The 20,015-nt window shown below is 67.7% G+C and carries 11 protein-coding genes; 3 read left to right on the forward strand and 8 right to left on the reverse strand.

Annotated elements, in window-relative coordinates:
- Positions 1-211: 211 nt before the first annotated feature.
- Positions 212-379 carry a hypothetical protein gene (locus LU671_RS13460; RefSeq protein WP_232855904.1) on the reverse strand — a complete coding sequence of 56 codons (168 nt, stop codon included), beginning with the start codon at positions 377-379 and terminating at the stop codon, positions 212-214.
- 138 nt (positions 380-517) lie between these two features.
- Between LU671_RS13460 and LU671_RS13465 the strand changes: the two genes are divergently transcribed.
- The 3 genes from LU671_RS13465 (at position 518) to glgB (ending at position 8,379) form a co-directional block, all read left to right on the forward strand.
- Positions 518-2,536: an alpha-1,4-glucan--maltose-1-phosphate maltosyltransferase gene (locus tag LU671_RS13465; RefSeq protein ID WP_232855905.1), complete on the forward strand. Its 2,019-nt coding sequence runs from the start codon at positions 518-520 to the stop codon at positions 2,534-2,536.
- Positions 2,537-2,693: 157 nt separating this feature from the next.
- Positions 2,694-6,011, forward strand: a complete 3,318-nt coding sequence (gene treS / locus LU671_RS13470) for a maltose alpha-D-glucosyltransferase (protein ID WP_232855906.1) — start codon at positions 2,694-2,696, stop codon at positions 6,009-6,011.
- Between the two features lie 157 nt (positions 6,012-6,168).
- A complete protein-coding gene (glgB, locus tag LU671_RS13475) occupies positions 6,169-8,379 on the forward strand; it encodes a 1,4-alpha-glucan branching protein GlgB (protein WP_232855907.1) in 2,211 nt (736 codons plus the stop codon).
- 149 nt (positions 8,380-8,528) lie between these two features.
- Here the strand turns inward: glgB and LU671_RS13480 are convergent, their stop codons facing one another.
- The 7 genes from LU671_RS13480 to treZ all read right to left on the reverse strand — a co-directional run bounded on the left by LU671_RS13480 (position 8,529) and on the right by treZ (position 20,009).
- On the reverse strand, positions 8,529-9,605 hold the full coding sequence (locus LU671_RS13480; RefSeq protein ID WP_232855908.1) for an autotransporter domain-containing protein: 1,077 nt from the start codon (positions 9,603-9,605) through the stop codon (positions 8,529-8,531).
- Positions 9,606-9,925: 320 nt separating this feature from the next.
- Positions 9,926-10,708 (reverse strand): endonuclease/exonuclease/phosphatase family protein, encoded by a 783-nt coding sequence (locus LU671_RS13485; protein ID WP_203647332.1) that lies wholly within the window; start codon positions 10,706-10,708, stop codon positions 9,926-9,928.
- A 175-nt stretch (positions 10,709-10,883) separates the two neighbouring features.
- The gene (gene glgX, locus LU671_RS13490) at positions 10,884-13,037 is read right to left on the reverse strand and encodes a glycogen debranching protein GlgX (protein WP_232855909.1); all 2,154 of its coding nucleotides are present in this window, start codon (positions 13,035-13,037) and stop codon (positions 10,884-10,886) included.
- A 129-nt stretch (positions 13,038-13,166) separates the two neighbouring features.
- On the reverse strand, positions 13,167-13,409 hold the full coding sequence (locus LU671_RS13495) for a DUF2934 domain-containing protein (protein ID WP_203647330.1): 243 nt from the start codon (positions 13,407-13,409) through the stop codon (positions 13,167-13,169).
- Positions 13,410-13,429: 20 nt separating this feature from the next.
- On the reverse strand, positions 13,430-16,204 hold the full coding sequence (locus LU671_RS13500) for a malto-oligosyltrehalose synthase (RefSeq protein WP_232855910.1): 2,775 nt from the start codon (positions 16,202-16,204) through the stop codon (positions 13,430-13,432).
- Positions 16,201-18,270 carry a 4-alpha-glucanotransferase gene (gene malQ, locus LU671_RS13505; protein WP_203647328.1) on the reverse strand — a complete coding sequence of 690 codons (2,070 nt, stop codon included), beginning with the start codon at positions 18,268-18,270 and terminating at the stop codon, positions 16,201-16,203. Before malQ ends, LU671_RS13500 begins: the two co-directional genes overlap by 4 nt.
- Entirely contained in the window at positions 18,267-20,009 is a 1,743-nt protein-coding gene (treZ, locus tag LU671_RS13510) for a malto-oligosyltrehalose trehalohydrolase (protein WP_232855911.1), read from the reverse strand. The genes malQ and treZ overlap by 4 nt, the downstream gene beginning before the upstream one ends.
- Between the last annotated feature and the right edge of the window lie 6 nt (positions 20,010-20,015).

The following is a 20,015-nucleotide window of genomic DNA, read 5'->3' on the forward strand; positions in this document are numbered from 1 at the left end:
GTGACCGTCAGAGGGCGGTGCTTCTCTTTACGTGGCTTCGTGAGCGGGCGCCACTGGCAGAAATGCCAGGTGTATCGGACGCAACTTTGTGCTGTCAGGACCGGCCTCATCGCGGGGCAAGCCCGCTCCCACAAGTGCCGTGTCGCCTGCGTGGGAGCGGGCTAGCCCCGCGATGGGGCCGACTCAGGCGGTCAACATTCCACAACCTTGTCTATCCTCTACCTTTCATCGGCGGCTCCTCGCTCGGCGGGTCGCCCACGGTCGGCGGCAGGGTCGGCTTGATCGGCAGCTCGTCCGGATCCTCTTCAGGCACCGGCGGCGGCAAGGTCGGGTCGTCGATGTTCGGGTCGGGTGTCTCCGGTGGAATGGGAATGTTCATGGGCCTGGCCTCGCGGGATGAATGAAGAGGTGTCGCAGGCTTTGACCCAGGCCTGCGCCCGACGCTCATTTTTTTTGAACCCCCGCGCCCGACCACGGCTCTGAACCCTTACCGCCACCAGCCCAGGGGAGCAGGTCGATGTCTGGTAAAGAGCCGTTCGAAAGCGTGCCCATGGCCAACGATCACCCGGACCAGGCCATCAGCCTGTCCCAGGCGCTGCTGGCGCCGCGCATCGTGATCGAGGACGCAAGCCCGGTGCTCGACGGCGGCACCTTCGCCGCCAAGGCGGTGCGCGGGCACAAGGTCGAGGTGACGGCCAAGGTCTACAGCGACGGCCACGACCGCCTGGCGGTAAGCCTGAACTGGCGCCAGGCCCACAGCCGGCGTTGGCACTGCGTGGCGATGCACTCGCCGGGCAACGACCTGTGGCTGGCGGACTTCACCCCCACCGATCTGGGCTTGCACCTGTTCAGCATCGAGGCCTGGATCGACCCTTTCGCCACCTACTGCCATGACCTGGAGAAGAAGTACGCCGCCGGTGTGGACGTGAAACTCGAACTGGAGGAGGGCCGGCTGCTGCTGGGCCAGGGCATCGAGCGCAGCGACGGGCTTTTGCGCGAGCAACTCGAGAGCTTGCAACAGCGCCTGCCGGATTTGCCGATGGATGAACAGGTGATGTTGCTGCTGCACCCCGACGCGGCCCAGCTGATGGCCGAGGCCGAGCACCGCAGCTACCTCACCCGCAGCCGCGAGTTCCCCCTGGATGTGGACCGCGAGGCGGCGCTGTTCGCCAGCTGGTACGAACTGTTCCCGCGCTCGATCACTGACGATGCCGAACGCCACGGCACCTTCGACGACGTGCACCAGCGCCTGCCGATGATCCGCGACATGGGCTTCGACGTGCTGTACTTCCCGCCGATCCACCCCATCGGCATGAAGCACCGCAAGGGCCGCAACAACGCCTTGCAGGCCGAGCCCGGCGACCCCGGCAGCCCTTACGCCATCGGCAGCCCCGAGGGCGGGCACGACGCCATACACCCACAGCTGGGCAGCCGCGAGGACTTCCGCCGGCTGGTCGCCGCCGCCGCCGAGCATGGGCTGGAGATCGCCCTGGACTTCGCCATCCAGTGCTCCCAGGACCACCCCTGGCTCACGGAGCACCCCGGCTGGTTCAGTTGGCGCCCCGACGGCAGCATCCGTTACGCCGAGAACCCGCCGAAGAAGTACCAGGACATCGTCAACGTCGACTTCTACGCCCCCGAATCGGTGCCGAGCCTGTGGCTGGCCTTGCGCGACGTGGTGGTCGGCTGGGTGGAGGAGGGCGTGAAGACCTTCCGCGTCGACAACCCGCACACCAAGCCGCTGCCGTTCTGGCAATGGCTGATCGCCAATGTGCGCAGCCGGCATCCCGAGGTGATCTTCCTCGCCGAGGCCTTCACCCGCCCGGCGATGATGGCGCGCCTGGGCAAGGTCGGTTATGCCCAGAGCTACACCTATTTCACCTGGCGCAACAGCAAGCAGGAACTGCGCGAGTACTTCGAGCAGCTCAACCAGCCGCCGTGGAGCCAGTGCTACCGGCCCAACTTCTTCGTCAACACGCCGGACATCAACCCGTACTTCCTGCAGACCTCGGGCCGCCCCGGCTTTCTCATCCGCGCCGCGCTGGCAACCATGGGCTCGGGCCTGTGGGGCATGTATTCGGGCTTCGAGCTGTGCGAGGGCACGCCGCTGCCGGGCAAGGAGGAGTACCTGGATTCGGAGAAATACGAGATTCGCCCGCGCGATTTCACCCAGCCCGGCAACATCGTCGCCGAAATCGCCCAGCTCAACCGCATCCGCCGGCAGAACCGCGCCCTGCAGACTCACCTGGGGGTGGTGTTCCTCAACTGCTGGAACGATCAGATCCTGTATTTCGCCAAGCGCACGCCCGAGCGTGACAACGTCATCCTGGTGGCCATCAGCCTCGATCCGTACAACGCCCAGGAGGGCAGTTTCGAGCTGCCGTTGTGGGAGTTGGGGCTGGACGACAACGCCGACACCCAGGGCGAGGACCTGATGAATGGCCACCGCTGGACCTGGCATGGCAAGACCCAGTGGATGCGCATCGAACCGTGGCACCAGCCGTTTGGTATCTGGCGCATCGAGAAGCTCCGCTAATCCCCTGTAGGAGCGGCCTTGTGCCGCGAAAGGGGCGCGAAGCGGCCCCAGGTTCTTAGCGACATGACAGATTGCTGGGGCTGCTACGCAGCCCTTTCGCGGCACAAGGCCGCTCCTACAGGGAGTGTGCCGAACCGGAAAATGAAAGGAGTCGCACATGGCCAAGCGTTCCCGCCCGGCAGCCTTCATCGACGATCCGCTGTGGTACAAGGACGCGGTGATCTACCAGTTGCACGTGAAATCGTTCTTCGATTCCAACAACGACGGCATCGGCGATTTCGCAGGGCTTATCGGCAAGCTCGACTACATCGCCGAACTTGGCGTCAACACCCTCTGGCTGCTGCCGTTCTACCCCTCGCCCCGGCGCGACGACGGCTACGACATCGCCGAGTACAAGGCCGTGCACCCGGACTACGGCAGCCTCGCCGATGCCAGGCGCTTCATCGCCGAGGCCCACAAGCGCGGCCTGCGGGTGATCACGGAGCTTGTCATCAACCACACCTCCGACCAGCACCCCTGGTTCCAGCGCGCCCGCCACGCCAGGCGCGGCAGCAAGGCCCGGGACTTCTACGTGTGGTCCGACGACGAGCAAAAGTACGACGGCACACGGATCATCTTCCTCGACACCGAGAAGTCCAACTGGACCTGGGACCCGGTCGCCGGCCAGTATTTCTGGCACCGCTTCTACTCGCACCAGCCGGACCTGAACTTCGACAACCCGCAAGTGCTCAAGGCCGTGATCGGCGTGATGCGCTACTGGCTCGACATCGGCGTCGACGGCCTGCGCCTGGATGCCATCCCGTACCTGATCGAGCGCGACGGCACCAACAACGAGAACCTCCCCGAAACCCACACCGTGCTCAAGGCCATCCGCGCCGAGATCGACGCCAACTACCCCGACCGCATGCTGCTGGCCGAGGCCAACCAGTGGCCGGAGGACACCCGCCCGTACTTCGGTGAAGGCGACGGCGACGAATGCCACATGGCCTTCCACTTCCCGTTGATGCCGCGCATGTACATGGCCCTGGCCATGGAGGACCGCTTCCCGATCACCGATATCCTGCGCCAGACCCCGGAGATCCCGGCCAACTGCCAATGGGCGATCTTCCTGCGCAACCACGATGAACTGACCCTGGAGATGGTCACCGACCGCGAGCGCGACTACCTGTGGAACTACTACGCCGAGGACCGCCGCGCGCGCATCAACCTCGGCATCCGCCGGCGCCTGGCGCCGTTGCTGCAGCGCGACCGGCGGCGCATCGAACTGCTGACCAGCCTGCTGCTGTCGATGCCCGGCACCCCGACCCTGTACTACGGCGACGAGCTGGGCATGGGCGACAACATCTACCTGGGCGACCGCGACGGCGTGCGCACGCCCATGCAATGGTCGCCGGACCGCAACGGCGGTTTCTCCCGGGCCGATCCGCAGCGCCTGGTGCTGCCGCCGATCATGGACCCGCTGTACGGCTACCAGACCATCAACGTCGAGGCCCAGGCCCACGACCCGCATTCATTGCTCAACTGGAACCGCCGCCTGCTGGCGGTGCGCAGCCAGCAGAAAGCCTTTGGCCGGGGCAGCATGAAGATGCTGACGCCGAGCAATCGACGGATTCTCGCCTATATCCGCGAATACACCGATGCCGACGGCAACAGCGAGATTGTGCTGTGCGTGGCCAATGTCTCGCGGGCGGCCCAGGCGGCGGAACTGGAGTTGTCGCAGTACGCCGGCAAGGTGCCAGTGGAAATGCTCGGCGGCAGCGCCTTCCCGCCCATCGGCCAGCTGCCGTTCCTGCTGACCCTGCCGCCCTATGGTTTCTACTGGTTCCTGCTGGCCAGCCACGACCGCATGCCGAGCTGGCATGTCCAGCCTGCCGAGGGTCTGCCCGAGCTGACCACCCTGGTGCTGCGCAAGCGCATGGAGGAGCTGCTCGAGTCGCCATCGCGCGAGACCTTGCAGGCATCCATCCTGCCGCAATACCTGCCCAAGCGCCGCTGGTTTGCCGGCAAGGAAGGGCCCATTGACCAGGTACGCCTGAGCTATGGCGTGCGCTTCGCCACCACGGCGCTGCCGGTGCTGCTCGCCGAGCTGGAGGTGTACAGCGAGGGCGTCGTCACTCACTACCAGTTGCCCTTCGGCCTGCTGCCGGAGGAGCAGATCAACGCGGCGCTGCCTCAGCAACTGGCGCTGTCGCGGGTGCGCCGTGGCCGCCAGGTGGGGCTGATCACCGATGCCTTCGTGCTCGAACCGTTCATTCGCGCCGTGCTCAAGGGCTGCCAGGAGGGCCTGCGCCTGCCCTGTGGCGATGGCCTGGGCGAGCTGCATTTCCATCGCACCGAGGCATTGGCCGCGCTGCAGCTCGATGAGCAGAGCGAGGTGCGCTACCTGGGCGCCGAGCAGTCCAACAGCTCGGTGGTGGTCGGCGGCAGCCTGGTGCTCAAGCTGATCCGCCGGGTGAACCCGGGGGTGCATCCGGAGCTTGAGATGAGCGCCTACCTGACCGCTGCGGGCTTTGCCAATATCTCGCCCCTGCTGGCCTGGATCAGCCGTGTCGATGACAGTGGCCAGCCCCATCTGCTGATGATCGCCCAGGGCTACCTGAGCAACCAGGGCGACGCCTGGGATTGGACGCAGAACACCCTGGAACGGGCGATTCGCGACCAGATGGAACCGGGTAGCGTCGAACAGGAGGCGCATACCGATGCCCTGGCCGAGCTGACCGGCTTCGCCGCCTTGCTCGGCCAACGCCTGGGCGAGATGCATCTGCTGCTGGCCGCGCCGAGCGACGACAAGGCGTTCCAGTCTCGTCCGAGCGATGCCCAGGACAGCGAGCGCTGGAGCCGGCAGATCAGCGCCGACCTGACCCGTGCCCTCGACCTGCTGGCCCAGCACCGCGATACCCTGGACCGCGACAGCCAGGCCCTGGTCGACGACCTGCAGCAACAGCGTGAAGGCCTGCAGCAGCACGTCGACAACCTCGCCCGGCAGGCCCGGGGCGGCCTGCTGATGCGCGTGCACGGCGACCTGCACCTGGGCCAGGTGCTGGTGGTGCAGGGCGACGCCTACCTGATCGATTTCGAGGGCGAGCCGGCGCGCCCGCTGGACGAGCGCCGGGCGAAACACAGCCCGTACAAGGATGTCAGCGGCGTGCTGCGCTCCTTCGACTATGCTGCTGCGATGATCCTGCGCAGCGCCTCGGCGGTCGACCTGTCCGACGCGGCGCGCCAGGCCCGGCAGCGGGTCGCCCGGCAGTACCTGCATCAGTCGCGTCACGCCTTCGTCGAAGCCTACGGGCTGGCTACCGCTGCCATGCCCCACGCCTGGCAGCAGGCCGAGGGCGAACGCGCGGCGCTGGAGCTGTTCTGCCTGGAGAAGGCCGCCTACGAAATCACCTATGAAGCCGAAAACCGGCCAAGTTGGCTGGCCGTGCCTTTGCATGGTCTGCATGGACTGATCAGTACCTGGGGGGAGGGGTGAGCCATTCCAGGTTGAACACGAATCTCTGTGGGAGCGGGCTTGCCCGCGAACACCGGCAAAGCCGGTGCCATGTACCAAGTCGCCTGCTTCGCGGGCAAGCCCGCTCCCACAGAGGCCCGGATGGGCAGCATTGAATAATTTGATAAGGGGCAGTGAGATGAATGCAACCACGCGTGACAACGGCGGCCTTCGGCAACGGGACCTCGACGCCCTGGTCCGCGCCGAGCACGCCGACCCATTTGCCGTGCTGGGTCCCCATGGCGACGGTGCGGGCGGCCTGTTCGTCCGCGCTTTCCTGCCTAATGCCCTGAATGCACGACTGCTGACGCGCCAGGATGGGCAAGTGCTTGCCGAAATGGTGCAGGGCAGCGTGCCGGGGCTGTTCACCGCGCACCTCGATGAGGCACAGGCCTACCTGCTGCAGATCGGCTGGGCCGGCGGCGAGCAGGTGACCGAGGACCCCTACAGCTTTGGCCCGCAACTGGGCGACATGGACATGCATCTGTTCGCCGAAGGCAACCACCGCGACCTGGCCGGGCGCTTCGGCGCCCAGCCGACGCAAGTGGAAGGCATCGCGGGGGTGTGTTTCTCGGTCTGGGCGCCCAACGCCAGGCGGGTGTCGGTGGTCGGCGACTTCAACAACTGGGACGGCCGCCGTCACCCCATGCGCCTGCGCCACGGTGCCGGGGTGTGGGAGCTGTTCGTGCCCAGGCTCGGCGTGGGCGAGACTTACAAGTTCGAAGTATTGGGCGCGGACGGCGTGCTGCCACTCAAGGCCGACCCCCTGGCCCGTGCCACCGAACTGCCGCCGAGCACCGCCTCGAAGGTGGCCGGTGCCCTGGCCCACGACTGGCGCGATGGCCAGTGGATGGAGCAGCGCGCCCAACGGCATGCCTACAGCGCGCCGCTGTCGATCTACGAACTGCACGTCGGCTCCTGGCGCTGCGAGCTGGACGATGCCGGCGAAGTCGCGCGCTTCTACAACTGGCGCGAGCTGGCCGAGCGCCTGGTGCCCTACGTGCAGGAGCTGGGCTTCACCCATATCGAACTGATGCCGATCATGGAACACCCCTTCGGCGGCTCCTGGGGCTACCAGCCGCTGTCGCTGTTCGCGCCGACCTCGCGCTATGGCAGCGCCGAGGACTTCGCCTTCTTCGTCGATGCCTGCCACCAGGGCGGCATCGGCGTGCTCCTCGACTGGGTGCCGGCGCATTTCCCCACCGACGAGCATGGCCTGGCGCGCTTCGACGGCACCGCGCTGTACGAGTACGACAACCCGCTGGAAGGCTTCCACCAGGACTGGAACACGCTGATCTACAACCTCGGTCGCAACGAGGTGCGCGGCTTCATGCTGGCCTCGGCGCTGCACTGGCTCAAGCACTTCCACATCGACGGCCTGCGCGTGGACGCGGTGGCCTCGATGCTTTACCGCGATTATTCGCGCAAGGCCGGCGAATGGGTGCCCAACCGCCACGGCGGGCGCGAGAACCTCGAGGCCATCGACTTCATCCGCCACCTCAACGGCGTCGCCGCCCATGAGGCGCCGGGCGCGTTGATCATCGCCGAGGAGTCCACCGCCTGGCCCGGCGTCAGCCAGCCGGTGCAGCAGGGCGGCCTGGGCTTCGCCTACAAGTGGAACATGGGCTGGATGCACGACACCCTGCACTACATCCAGAACGATCCGGTGCACCGAACCTACCACCACAACGAGATGAGTTTCGGGCTGATCTACGCCTATTCCGAGCATTTCATCCTGCCGATCTCCCACGACGAAGTGGTCCACGGCAAGCATTCGCTGATCGACAAGATGCCCGGCGATCGCTGGCAGAAGTTCGCCAACCTGCGGGCGTACCTGGCGTTCATGTGGACCCACCCGGGCAAGAAGCTGCTGTTCATGGGCTGCGAGTTCGGCCAGTGGCGCGAGTGGAACCATGACCAGCAACTGGACTGGTACCTGCTGCAGTACTCCGAGCACCAGGGCGTGCAGAAGCTGGTGGCCGACCTCAACCGCCTGTACCGCGAACTGCCGGCGTTGCACGAGCTGGACTGCCAGCCCCAGGGCTTCCAGTGGCTGATCGGCGACGACGCGCATAACAGCGTGTACGCCTGGTTGCGCTGGAGCAGCCAGGGCGAGCCACTGCTGGTGGTGGCCAACTTCACGCCGGTGCCGCGGGAGGGTTACCGCATTGGCGTGCCGTTTGGCGAGCACTGGCAAGAATTGCTCAATAGCGATGCCGAGCTGTATGCCGGGTCGAACGTGGGGAACCTGGGGGCGGTGGCCAGCGAGGCGATCGCCAGCCATGGCCAGCCATTGTCGCTGGCGCTGAACCTGCCGCCGTTGGGGGTGTTGGTGATGAAGCCGGCCTGATGGGTTTCTCTCTCCCTGTAGGAGCGGCCTTGTGCCGCGAAAGGGCTGCAAAGCAGCCCCGGCTATTGATGCATCAACGCTGAAATCGTGGGGCCGCTTTGCGGCCCTTTCGCGGCACAAGGCCGCTCCTACAGGAGTGCGGTGGTTGTCTACCAACGCATCCTGACCCCCAGGCTGCCAATCAACCCGTTCAGGTCATTGTCATCCACATCGGAGCTGTAGTCGGCACTGACGAACAGCGCCACGTTCGGCGTCACCCGCGCCACCAGGCCCAAGCCCAGTTCCACCGTGGCGGCGCTGCGCGAGCTGGAGATCTTGTCGACCTGGTCCAGCTTCACCGGGTCGGCGTTGCTGAAGTCGTACCAGACGTTGGTGCGCACATAGGGTTCGATGGGCATGCCGCGCACTTCGTAGCGCGCCGACAGCTTGGCACCGACCCGGCCGCTCCAGCTGGGCTGGCTGTCGAAGGCCTGCAGGGTTTCCTCCTGCACCTGGCTACCGGGGAAGAACTGCTGGTTGATCAACTGCGCCTGGGGCTCGATCACCCAGCCGGCGCCCAGGCCGATGGGGTAGCCGCCCTCCACCGAGAAGGTCATCGCGTGGCCGCTGTCATCGAGCCGCTGGCCGGCCTGGGAGCGGCCGTTGACGTCGATGCGCGTGCCCATGGCCACGGCGTCCACGTGCCAGCCCTGCTCGTGGGTCATGCTCCAGTACACGCCCAGGCTCTCGCCGCTGAGGTTGACCGCGTCGCGCTGCTTGTCGCCCAGCAGCGGGCGCATGCCGTTGAAGGTGCTCTGCAGGTTGTTGTGGCCGACGAAGATCCCCGCGCGGTGCACGTTGCCGCCGCTGGTTTCACGCACGAACAAGTCCGGTCCGATCATCATCTGCTGGCTGGGCGCCTCCACCTGCGCCGGCGGCTGGGCGCCCGGGCGCGGCGCGCCGGGGAAGAACTGCGCCCACTGGCTGGCGATATGGTCGCTGTCGGGCTGGCCATGACGTTCACCCATGCGCTCGGAGAAGGCGCTGAGCAGGCCCTGGTTGAGGCCGCTGACGCTGACCGGATCGAGCGACAATCGCGGCACCTCGGGCTGCGCCAGGACGGGGGCGAAGGGTTCGCCCTCCTGCGATTCGAAGGCGAAGGTTTCCACCGGGGTTGCCAAGAGCAGCGACGTGGAAACCGCACAGAAAAAAGCGTCGAAGCGCGAGGGATTCGAGGTGCTTTTCATGGCGGATCTCCTGTTGATGTATGAGTGAACAGCCCAAGACCTGGCCTGATGTCACGAGCTGTACGACAAGAACAGGGGGCGACAGGTACCAGCGCACCAGCCTTCTGCAGAGCGCACGAGGGCGCGCGCTAGAGGCCCGGCACGAGTTTTTACGTCTGGTGATTACTGTTCAGCTAAGGAGAGGACGGCGCTTGCGTCAAGAAAGCGTGAACGGATCGCAAAATGCCTGTTTGACTGTTCAACCTGTTGAATTTTCGAAAATTTGAAAGACGCATATCGATAATGGTGATTTGCCGCCCTGCGGCTATGCCGAATCGTTGCTACAACCGCACTTCTACCGCCAGCGGCAGATGGTCGGAGAGGTGGGTCCAGGGCTTGTTGCCAAGGATTCTCGGTGCGTGGCTATCGGCGTTGCGCAGGTAGATGCGGTCCAGGCGCAGCAGCGGCAGGCGCGCGGGGTAGGTGCGGGCCAGCAGGCCGTGGTGGCGCTCGAAGGCCTCGTGCAGGCCGTGCTGCAGCCCGAGGGTGTGGTTGCCGCGCAGCTGCCAGTCGTTGAAGTCGCCGGCGATGATCACCGGGGCGTCGGCGGGCAGGGCGTCGAGCAGTCGGCGCAGCAGGTGCAGCTGTTGCTGGCGGTGACGCTCGAGCAACGACAGGTGCACGCAGATGGCATGCACCTGGCGCTGCCCGGGCAGGTCCAGTACGCAGTGCAGCAGGCCGCGGCGCTCGGGGCCGGTGATCGACACGTCGAGGTTGCGGTGTTCGATGATCGGGTACTTGGACAGCAGCGCGTTGCCGTGGTGGCCGTCTGGGTAGACTGCGTTGCGGCCGTAGGCGAAGTCGCTCCACATGCTGTCGGCGAGGAACTCGTACTGCGAGGTCCGTGGCCAGCCGGGGTAGCGCGCGGCATGGCGGTCGTGGCTGCCGAGCACTTCCTGGAGGAACACGATGTCGGCCTCGGTGCTGCGCACCGCCTCGCGCAGCTCCGGCAGGATGAAGCGCCGGTTGAAGGCGGTGAAGCCCTTGTGGGTGTTGACCGTCAGCACCTTGACCCGATGCACGGCCGGGGCCTGGTTGACGTTGGCGAAACCTGGACTGCTCACGACGGCTCCTGTTGGTAAATCCCGTTGCGGGGGCGGGTTTCGTGGGAGCGGGCTTGCCCCGCGATGGGGGCCAACTGAACAGCTCGATGGCCTTCTCGGCCCTCATCGCGGGGCAAGCCCGCTCCCACGAAGCCCTATCCCACGCAGTGTAGGACCGAAAACGCCCATTGCCGGTTCAGTCCTCCTCCCGCTGCAGCACCAGCAACAGCAACGACCGCCCCTTGACCTCGAACACCGTGTCGAACGCCAGGTGCTGCGGCTTGCGCAGCTCGGGTCGGTCGGTGTCCACCAGGCAGCTCCAGTAGTCGCCCTCCGGCACCGCCGGCAGGGTGAACGGCACCACGTCGTGATAGGCGTTGACAATCAACAGCATGGTTGCCTCGGCGCCCGGCCGGGCGATGCCGCTGACCTGGGCGCGGCCGTCCATCAGCATGCCCAGGCAGCGCCCGTGCGGGTCCTCCCACTGCTCGACGGTCATCTCGCTGGCATCCGGGGCCAGCCAGGTGACGTCCTTGACCCCGATCGCCTCGTTGTAGTCGCCGACCAGAAAGCGCGAGCGGCGCAGGATCGGGTAGGCCAGGCGCAGGCGGGTCAGGCGCCTGACGAAGGCCATCAGCGCCTTGCCATCCTCATCCAGGTCCCAGTTCACCCAGCCGATCTCGCTGTCCTGGCAGTAGGCGTTGTTGTTGCCGTGCTGGGTGCGGCTGAACTCGTCGCCGGCGACGATCATCGGCGTGCCCTGGGCCAGCAGCAAGGTGGCGAAGTAGTTGCGCATCTGGCGCATGCGCAGGGCGTTGATCGCCGGGTCGTCGGTGGGGCCTTCGACGCCGCAGTTCCACGACAGGTTGTTGTTGGTGCCGTCCTGGTTGTTCTCGTCGTTGTCCTCGTTGTGCTTGTCGTTGTACGACACCAGGTCGCGCAGGGTGAAACCGTCATGGGCGGTGACGAAGTTGACCGAGGCATAGGGACGCCGGCCACGGTTGTTGAACAGGTCGCCCGAGGCGGTGATGCGCGAGGCGAAGTCGGCGAGCATGCCTTCGTCGCCCTTCCAGAAGCTGCGCACGGTGTCGCGGAAGCGATCGTTCCACTCGGCCCAGCCGGGGGCGAAGTTGCCCACCTGGTAGCCGCCCGGGCCGCAGTCCCAAGGTTCGGCGATCAGCTTGGTCTGGCTGAGCATCGGGTCCTGGCGGCAGGCGACGAGAAAACCGTGACGCTCGCTGTAGCCGTCGTGATAGCGGCCGAGAATGGTCGCCAGGTCGAAGCGAAAGCCGTCCACGTGCATCTCGCCGGCCCAGTAGCGCAGCGAATCGGTGACCAGTTGCAGCACCCGGGGGTGGCTCAGGTCGAGGGTGTTGCCGGTGCCCGAATCATTGATGTAGAAACGCCGGTCGTCGGGCATCAGGCGGTAGTACGAGGCGTTGTCGATGCCGCGCATCGACAGGGTCGGGCCGCGTTCGTTGCCCTCGGCGGTGTGGTTGTAGACCACGTCGAGGATCACCTCGAGCCCGGCGTCGTGCAGGTGCGCGACCATTTCCTTGAACTCGGCGATCTTGCCGCTGGCCAGGTAGCGCGGATGGGGCGCGAAGAAGGCGATGCTGTTGTAGCCCCAGTAGTTGTTCAGGCCCTTGTCCAGCAGGTGCTGGTCGTTGACGAAGGCGTGGATCGGCAGCAGCTCGATGCTCGACACGCCGAGTTCCTTGATATGCGCCAGCAGCTCGTCGTTGGCAAGCCCGGCGAAGGTGCCGCGCAGGTGCTCGGGCACCGCCGGGTGGCGCATGCTGATGCCGCGGGTGTGGGCCTCGTAGATGATCGTGCGCTCCCAGGGGATCGACACGCGCTGGTCGCGGCCCCAGGTGAAGGCCGGGTCGATGACCTTGCACTTGGGCACGAACGGCGCGCTGTCGCGCTCGTCGAACGACAGGTCGGCGTCGGGGTGGCCGATGGTATAGCCGAACAGCGCCTCAGACCACTTCAGCGTGCCGACCAGCTGCTTGGCATAGGGGTCGATCAGCAGTTTGTTGGGGTTGAAGCGGTGGCCGTTCTCGGGCTCGTAGGGGCCGTGCACACGGTAGCCGTAGACCAGGCCCGGGTGGGCGTCGGGCAGGTAGCCGTGGTAGATCTCGTCGGTGTACTCGGGCAGCTCGATGCGCTCGATTTCCTCCTCGCCGCTGGGATCGAACAAGCACAGCTCGACCTTGGTGGCGTTGGCCGAGAACAGCGCGAAGTTGACCCCCAGGCCGTCCCAGGTGGCGCCGAGCGGAAAGGGCAGGCCTTCGCGGATGCGCGACGGGGCGACGGAGCGGGTCTTCTTCGGGGTGCGGGGGCTCATGGCGGTCCTCATGGTCCGGGGCGTTGCCTGGGTGTCAATGCGGGCCTCTTCGCGGGTAAACCCGCTCCCACAGGTGCATGCAACTCCCCTGTGGGAGCGGGTTTACCCGCGAAGAGGCCAGTGGAGTAATCAGCCGGCAGCGGGCTTTTTCACCGCCCGCGGTTTCTTGGCTGCCACCGGTTTCTCCACCGGCGCCGCTACCTTCGGCTTGGCCGCCGCCTTCTTGCGAGGCGCGGCCTTTGGCGCCAATGCCTCGGCCTCGGCCAGCTTGCGTGCCATCTGCCAATGACGGTCCTCCTGGCCCGCCGGCTTACCCTCCGACTCCCAGATCTGATACGCAAACTCGCGAATACGCTTTTCTTCGACACTCATCTCGACGCTCCTGAATGCAGTTAGGCATGTTCAATCAACAGGTTGACTGGAAACTCCATCAGCACGGCGCTCAACATCAGCTCCCTTGAAGGGGTGACAGCACCGCCGCCGAAAAGTCCCGAGCAGTTGGCAGGCGACAAGGCAAACGGCAGGACAAGCCGGGTATCGTCCCAGTTCTGTGCCGGGATCAACGGGGTGGCGGCCGGGCCCAGCAGGGTGCTGGCCAGCCGCGGTACGACGATGATGGCGCGGGCGTCCTCGCCCAGGCGGGCGAAGGCCAGCACCTTGTCGGCATGGCGCCCGCGCACGGCAAGCGGCAGGTAGGCGCCACGCTGGAACAGTTCGGGGTGGGCCTGGCGGGCGTCCAGCACCCGGGCTACCAGGGCTTGCTTCACACGGCCGTCGCGCCAGTGGACGAGCAGCTCGGCCAGCGGCGTGGCGTCGTCCAGGCTGGCCCGTCTTGCAGGGTAGTCCACCGGGCGGCGGTTGTCCGGGTCGACCAGGGACAAGTCCCAGTACTCGTTGCCCTGGTACAGGTCCGGCACCCCAGGCGTGGTCATGCGCAGCAGGCATTGCGCCAGGCCGTTCAGGGCGCCGGGGCAGGCCAGGCGGCGCGCCGCTTCGTGCAGGGACTGGCGCAGTTGCTGGTTCTCGTCGTCCAGCAGCAGGCCGTCGACATAGGCTGCGCAGGCCTGCTCGTAGCGTTCGTTCGGCGCGGCCCAGCTGCTGCGCAGCTTGGCTTCGCGCAGGGCCTTGCGCTGCCATTGGCGGATGCGTTCGGCATAGGCGCGCAGGGCCGCCGGATCCTGCAGGTCGAGGGTCAGCGGCCAGCTGCCGAGCAGGGTCTGCAACAGCAGCAGTTCGTCGCCGGGGCTGGGGGCCTCGCCATCGTCCAGTGCCTCGCGCAGCGGCGCGGCCAGTTCGCGCCAGTGCTCGACACGGCTGGCCAGCCAGGGGCCGTGTTCGCTGAGCACGGCCAACCGCGCCCGGCAGTCCTCGCCGCGCTTGTGATCGTGGGTGGCGGTGGCCAGCAGGTTGTCGGGAAAATCGCGCAGGCGGCGCTGGGCTTCGTTGTGGAACCAGGTCGGCGCGGCGCTGAAACGCTCGGCGTCGAAGCCCACGTCGTTGCGCGACAGCAGGCGGGCCGAGCGATAGAACGCGGTGTCCTCGACGGCCTTGGCGGCGCTGGGCGCGGTCAGTTGCTGGAAGCGCACGCAGGCATGGCGCAGGTGCTTGCGCGGTCGGCCCGGCGGCAGGCGGCGCCACGGTTGACCACCGAGCCAGCGCTCGAGCTGCTCGAGCAGCGGCCAGTCGGCTTCGCCCAGCGACTGGCGCGCCCCGGCCAGCGCCTGCTGGAAGAACGCCTCGTCCTCGGCGGGGCGGCCACAGGCGTTGATATAGGTGCGATACACCGGGTAGTGCTCGACCAGCGCCTGCAGCGCCCGGCGAATGGCGCCGAGGGTGAGGTCGCGGGTCATCAGGTCGTCGCGGGCCACCTGCAGCAGGGCCTGGGCCACCGACTCGCAGTCGCCGGCCAGGCTGGCGTTGAGCACCAGGTGGCGGGCGCTGCGCACCTCCTCGGTGAATTCAGGGCGCTCGCTGACGGCGCTCCACAGCTCGCCCAGCGGCCCCTCGCCAGCGGGATCGTGCTGCAGCAGCGACACCTGGTTCATGAACTCGTAGCCGGTGGTGCCGTCGGTGAGCCAGTCACGGTGCAGGTGTTCGTCGGCGCCGAGGATCTTCTCCACATAGATCGGGAAGTGTGCCAGCGCGGCATCCAGTGGCCGTCGCGCCAGCAAGCGGTCGACCCGGCGGCGCAGGTTGCGGCAGTAGCGGCGCGGGTCGGCCAGGCCGTCGATATGGTCGATGCGCAGGCCGTCCACCAGGCCGCGTTCGATCAGCTCGAACAGCTTGGCATGGGTGGCCTCGAACACCACCGCGCGCTCCACGCGCAGGCCGCCGAGTTCGTTGATGTCGAAGAAGCGCCGCCAGTTGATGTCGTCGGCGGCGGTGCGCCAGCTGGCCAGGCGGTAGGTCTGGCGTTCCAGCAGCAGGTGCAGGCGCTTGAAACCGGCCTCGGTGCGGCTGTCGAAGGCGCCGAGGGCCGATTGCAGGTCCGCGCCGGCAGCGCTCAGGCGGGTCAGTTCGCGGTGCAGGGGCAGGGCCTCGGCCAGCGGGTCGTCGGTCTCGCCGAGGGCACTGAAGTGCGCGGCCAGTGCCTGCAGGCGCGGATCCTCGGCCTGACCAAGGATCCGCCCATAGTCCAGCGGGCAGATCGGGAAGCGATGTTCATGGTGGGTCACCTCGAAACGCCCCTGTGGCGCGTCGAAGGTCAGTGGGATTTCGCCGCTCTTCAGAGCCGCGCCGTAGTCGCTGCCAAGGAACGGCAGCAACAGCTGCCCGGCCAGCAACGGATCACTGGAATGCCACTGGATGTCGAAGAATTCCGCATATGGGCTGCGCCGCCCCCAGGCCAGCAGGCTCTGCCACCAGGGATTGTCGGCGCCGCCCACGGCCATGTGGTTGGACACGGTGTCGAGGATCAGCCCCATGCCGTGCTGGCGCAGGGCGGCCACCAGGCGTTCGAGCGCCGCCTCGCCGCCAAGCTCGGGGTTGACCCGGGTCGGGTCGACCACGTCGTAGCCATGCCGGGAGCCGGCACGGGCGGTGAGGATCGGCGAAGCGTACAGATGGCTGACGCCTAGCCGGGCGAAGTAGGGCACCAGCGGCACCGCGTCATCCAGGGTGAAGTCGCTGTGCAGCTGCAGGCGCAGGGTGGCGGTCAACGGTTTCATCGATCACGCTCCCAGGCCTGTTCGCGGGCCTGGGCCAGCAGCTCCAGGCGGCGGGCGGCGTCCTCGTCGTCGAGCAGGTCGCGTACCGGCGCCTGGAAGCGCCGGCGCCAGTTGGGGTGGCCTTCGGTGGTGCCGGGCAGGTTGGCCTGCTCGTCGCAGCCCAGCAGGTCCTCCAGCGGCACCAGCACCAGCGGCGCGCGGGTATGGCCAATGTAGCGGATCGCCGCGTCGATCAGCGCGTCGTCGCCGCGCAGTGGCCCGTAGTTCTGCTCCAGGGTGCGGCGCAGGCCGTCGCGCTCCACGGCCCGGGTGTGGCGCCAGTGCAGTTCGGTGGCGGCGTCGATCAGTTGCAGGCGATGGTTCCAGTCGATGTCGCGACCCACCAGCCAGCCGGCCAGGGGCGCCAGATCATGGGTGCCGGTGGTGGCCAGGGCGTTGTCCGGCCAGTCGAGGATCGGCTTGAACTGCCCGGGCGCGGCCTGCTCGAACGGCAGCACGCGCATGCCCAGCACGGCCTTGTCGGCCAGGCGTTCGCGCAGGCCCTCGGGCACGGTGCCCAGGTCCTCGCCGAGGATGATCGCCTGGTGCCGCGCCGATTCCAGCGCCAGCAGGCGCAGCAGGTCGTCCAGCGGATAGTCCAGGTAGGCGCCTTCGCTGGGTGTGGCTCCACGGGGGATCAGCCACAGCCGGCGCAGGCCCATCACATGGTCGATGCGCAGGCCGCCGGCATGGGCCAGGTTGGCCCGCAGCATCTCGATGAAGGCGCGGTAGCCGTTGCGCTTGAGGCCCTCGGGGGAGAAGGCGCAGATGCCCCAGTCCTGGCCGGAGCGGTTGAGGATGTCCGGCGGTGCGCCGACCTTGAGCTCGGCCAGCAGTTCGTCCTGGCGGCTCCAGGCCTGGCTGCCGGCGCCGTCGGCCCCCACCGCCAGGTCGGCGATCAGGCCCACCGCCATGCCGTTGCCGCGCGCCGCGTCCTGGGCCCGTTGCAGGCTGCGCTCGGTCAGCCACTGGCAGAAGGCATGGAACTCGACCCGCGCCGGGTAGGCGTTGGCGAAGGCCTCGACCTCGGGGTGGTAGGGATCGTGCCAGGCCTTGGGCCAGCGGCGCCAGTCGGCGCCCAGGCCGGTACTGACCGCCTCGGCCTGCAGCACTTCGAAGCGGCAATGGTGCTCCAGTTGCTCGCCGGCGCTGGCGCGGAAACTGTCGAAATCCTGGCGAAGCGGATGCTCGCCCTGGCTGAACTGCCGGTAGAGCGTCTCGAGCAGGCGCAGGCGGGCGTCGGCGGCCCGTGGCCAGTCCACCAGGGCCTGCTGTTCCAGCGTGTCGAGTGTCGCCTGCAGGTCGCAGGCCTCGATGGCCATGCGCACCTCGCGCTCGCCAAAGACGACACCGGGGCTGGCGTAGAGCACGTTGCGCAGCAGCCGGCTGGAGGGCGAGTAGGGGCTGAAGTGGCGCTGGTCGAATGCCGACAGGGTGTGGATCGGGCTGATCGCCAGGGCATCGGCGCCGCGCTCGGCGGCGTTGCGCGCCAGTTGCTCCAGGGCCAGGCAGTCGCCGTAGCCGCCATCGCCTGGGCGGCGCAGGCTGTACAGCTGCGCCGCGATGCCCCAGCAGCGCGGCGGTTGCTGCTCGACGCGGTCCTCCAGGGCATGGCAGCGCGGCGGTGCCACGGCCACGCTGAAGCTGCGCCCATCGATGTCCACGCGGTGGTAGCCCAGCGGCAGCTCGCCCGGCAGGCGCGCCTGGGCGTCCAGGGCCAGGTTGCGCTGGCTGCCGTCCTCCAGGGTGCAGTGCGCCTGGCGGTCGGCGCTGAAATAGCGTTGCAGGTCCAGGGGCTGGCCGACATCGACGGTCAGCAGCGGCGGCAGGTGTTCGCTGTCCTCGGCCTGCTCGACGGCGCGCAGGCTGGCGGCGATGGCGGCGGCATCGTCGGCCGGGTGGCCGAGGCCTGCGAGCACCCGGCGCAATACCTCGTCGCTGACCTGCTGCGGGCGGTTGTTGGCGTCGATCCAGTCGCGGGCCAGGCCGACCCGCGCGGCCAGGCGGTGGAGGGGCTGTTCGCTCATGGCGTCTCCTGGTCGGGGGGCAGCAGGCTGACCACGCAGCTGTGCGCGGCAAGGGTCGAGTCGGGGTGGGCGTTGTCGCTGCTGTCGTACAGGCGCCGTTGCAGGGCGGGCAGCGCGACCGGCTGGGGCTGGGCGGCGAGGTTGAGGTCGATGCGCAGCTCGCAGCCGTTGCCCAGGCGCCAACGGGCGGTCAGCGCCTGGTCGCCGAGCACCTCGGCGCCGAGGGCCCGGGTACCGGGCAGGTGCGCGATGACATGGCGGCGGCGCAGGTCGAGCAGTTGCTGGTACAGGCCGTGCCAGCCGGCCAGCACATCCTGGTGCCGGGGCCGGGACGAGGCAAAGGTCGCCTCGGCATTCGGGTCGGGGATCTGTTCGCGTTTGCGCGGGTCGGCAAAGGCGTCGAAATGGGCGAACTCGCCGCGCCGCCCCTCACGCACCGCGTCGGCCAGCTCATCGTGAAAGTCGGTGAAGAACAGGAACGGCTCGCGGCTGCCGTCGTCGTCACCCATGAACAGCAGCGGGATCATCGGCGCCAGTAGCAACAGCGCGGTGGCAGCGCGCAGGGCCGGCGGCGGGCAGAGGCGGGTGAGGCGTTCGCCCAGGGCGCGGTTGCCGACCTGGTCGTGGTTCTGCAAAAACAGCACGAAGGCGCTCGGTGGCAGGTGGCCGCTGGGTTCGCCCCGTGGCGTGCCGTGGCGGTCGGGCTGGCCCTGGAACACGAAGCCTTCGGCCAGGCAGCGGGCCAGCTGGTCGATCGGCCGCTCCTTGTAGTCGGCGTAGTAGCCTTCGGTCTCGCCGGTCAGCAGCACATGCAGGGCGTTGTGGCCGTCGTCGTTCCACTGCGCGTCGAAACCCTGTTGCAGCAGCGCGGCCTGGTTGTGCTCGTTTTCCAGCACCAGCCACACCTGCCGCCCGGGCTCGACGGCGGCGCGCACCCGCTGTGCCAGCTCGACGAGAAAGTCCGGTTGGTCGATGGCGTGCACCGCGTCCAGGCGCAGGCCGTCACAGCGGTAGTCGCACAGCCACATCAGCGCGTTCTGGATGAAGTACTCGCGCACCTCGGCGCGGCGAAAATCGATGGCCGCGCCCCAGGGCGTCTGCCGGTCCTCGCGGAAAAACGGGCTGGCGTAGCGGTGCAGGTAGTTGCCGTCTGGGCCGAAGTGGTTGTAGACCACGTCCACCAGCACCATCAGGCCGTGGCCGTGGGCCTGGTCGACCAGGCCACACAGCGCCTGCGGCGTGCCGTAGCTGTGCTGCGGGGCGAACGGCAGCACGCCGTCGTAGCCCCAGTTGCGCGCGCCGGGGAACTGCCCCAGGGGCATCAGCTCGATGGCGCTGATGCCCAGCTCGGCCAGGCGCGGCAGCACCTTGGCCACGCCGTCGTAGCCGCCGAGCAGGCCCACGTGCAGCTCCTGGATCACCGCCTCGTGCCAGGGCCGGCCCTGCCACGGGTGCCGCCACGGATAAGCGCCGACATCCACCAGCGCGCTGGGGCCGTGCACGCCCTCGGGCTGATAGCGCGACGCCGGGTCGGGCACCTGCAGCTCATCGTCGATGCAATAGTGGTAATGCTCGCCCGCCTGACAGGGCTCGACACCGGTGTACCAGCCATCGCCGTCGCGCAGCAGCGCCACGGGCGGCCGCTGCCCGATCGCCACGCTCACGCTGCGCGCATCCGGCGCCCAGAGGGCGAAGCGCGCCGACGTGGCGTCCATCAACTGTGCGCCATGCTTGTGCATCGCCGG

Source organism: Pseudomonas sp. NMI760_13 (genome assembly GCF_021283245.1).
In the GTDB taxonomy this organism is placed as follows: Bacteria; Pseudomonadota; Gammaproteobacteria; order Pseudomonadales; family Pseudomonadaceae; genus Aquipseudomonas; species Aquipseudomonas peradeniyensis.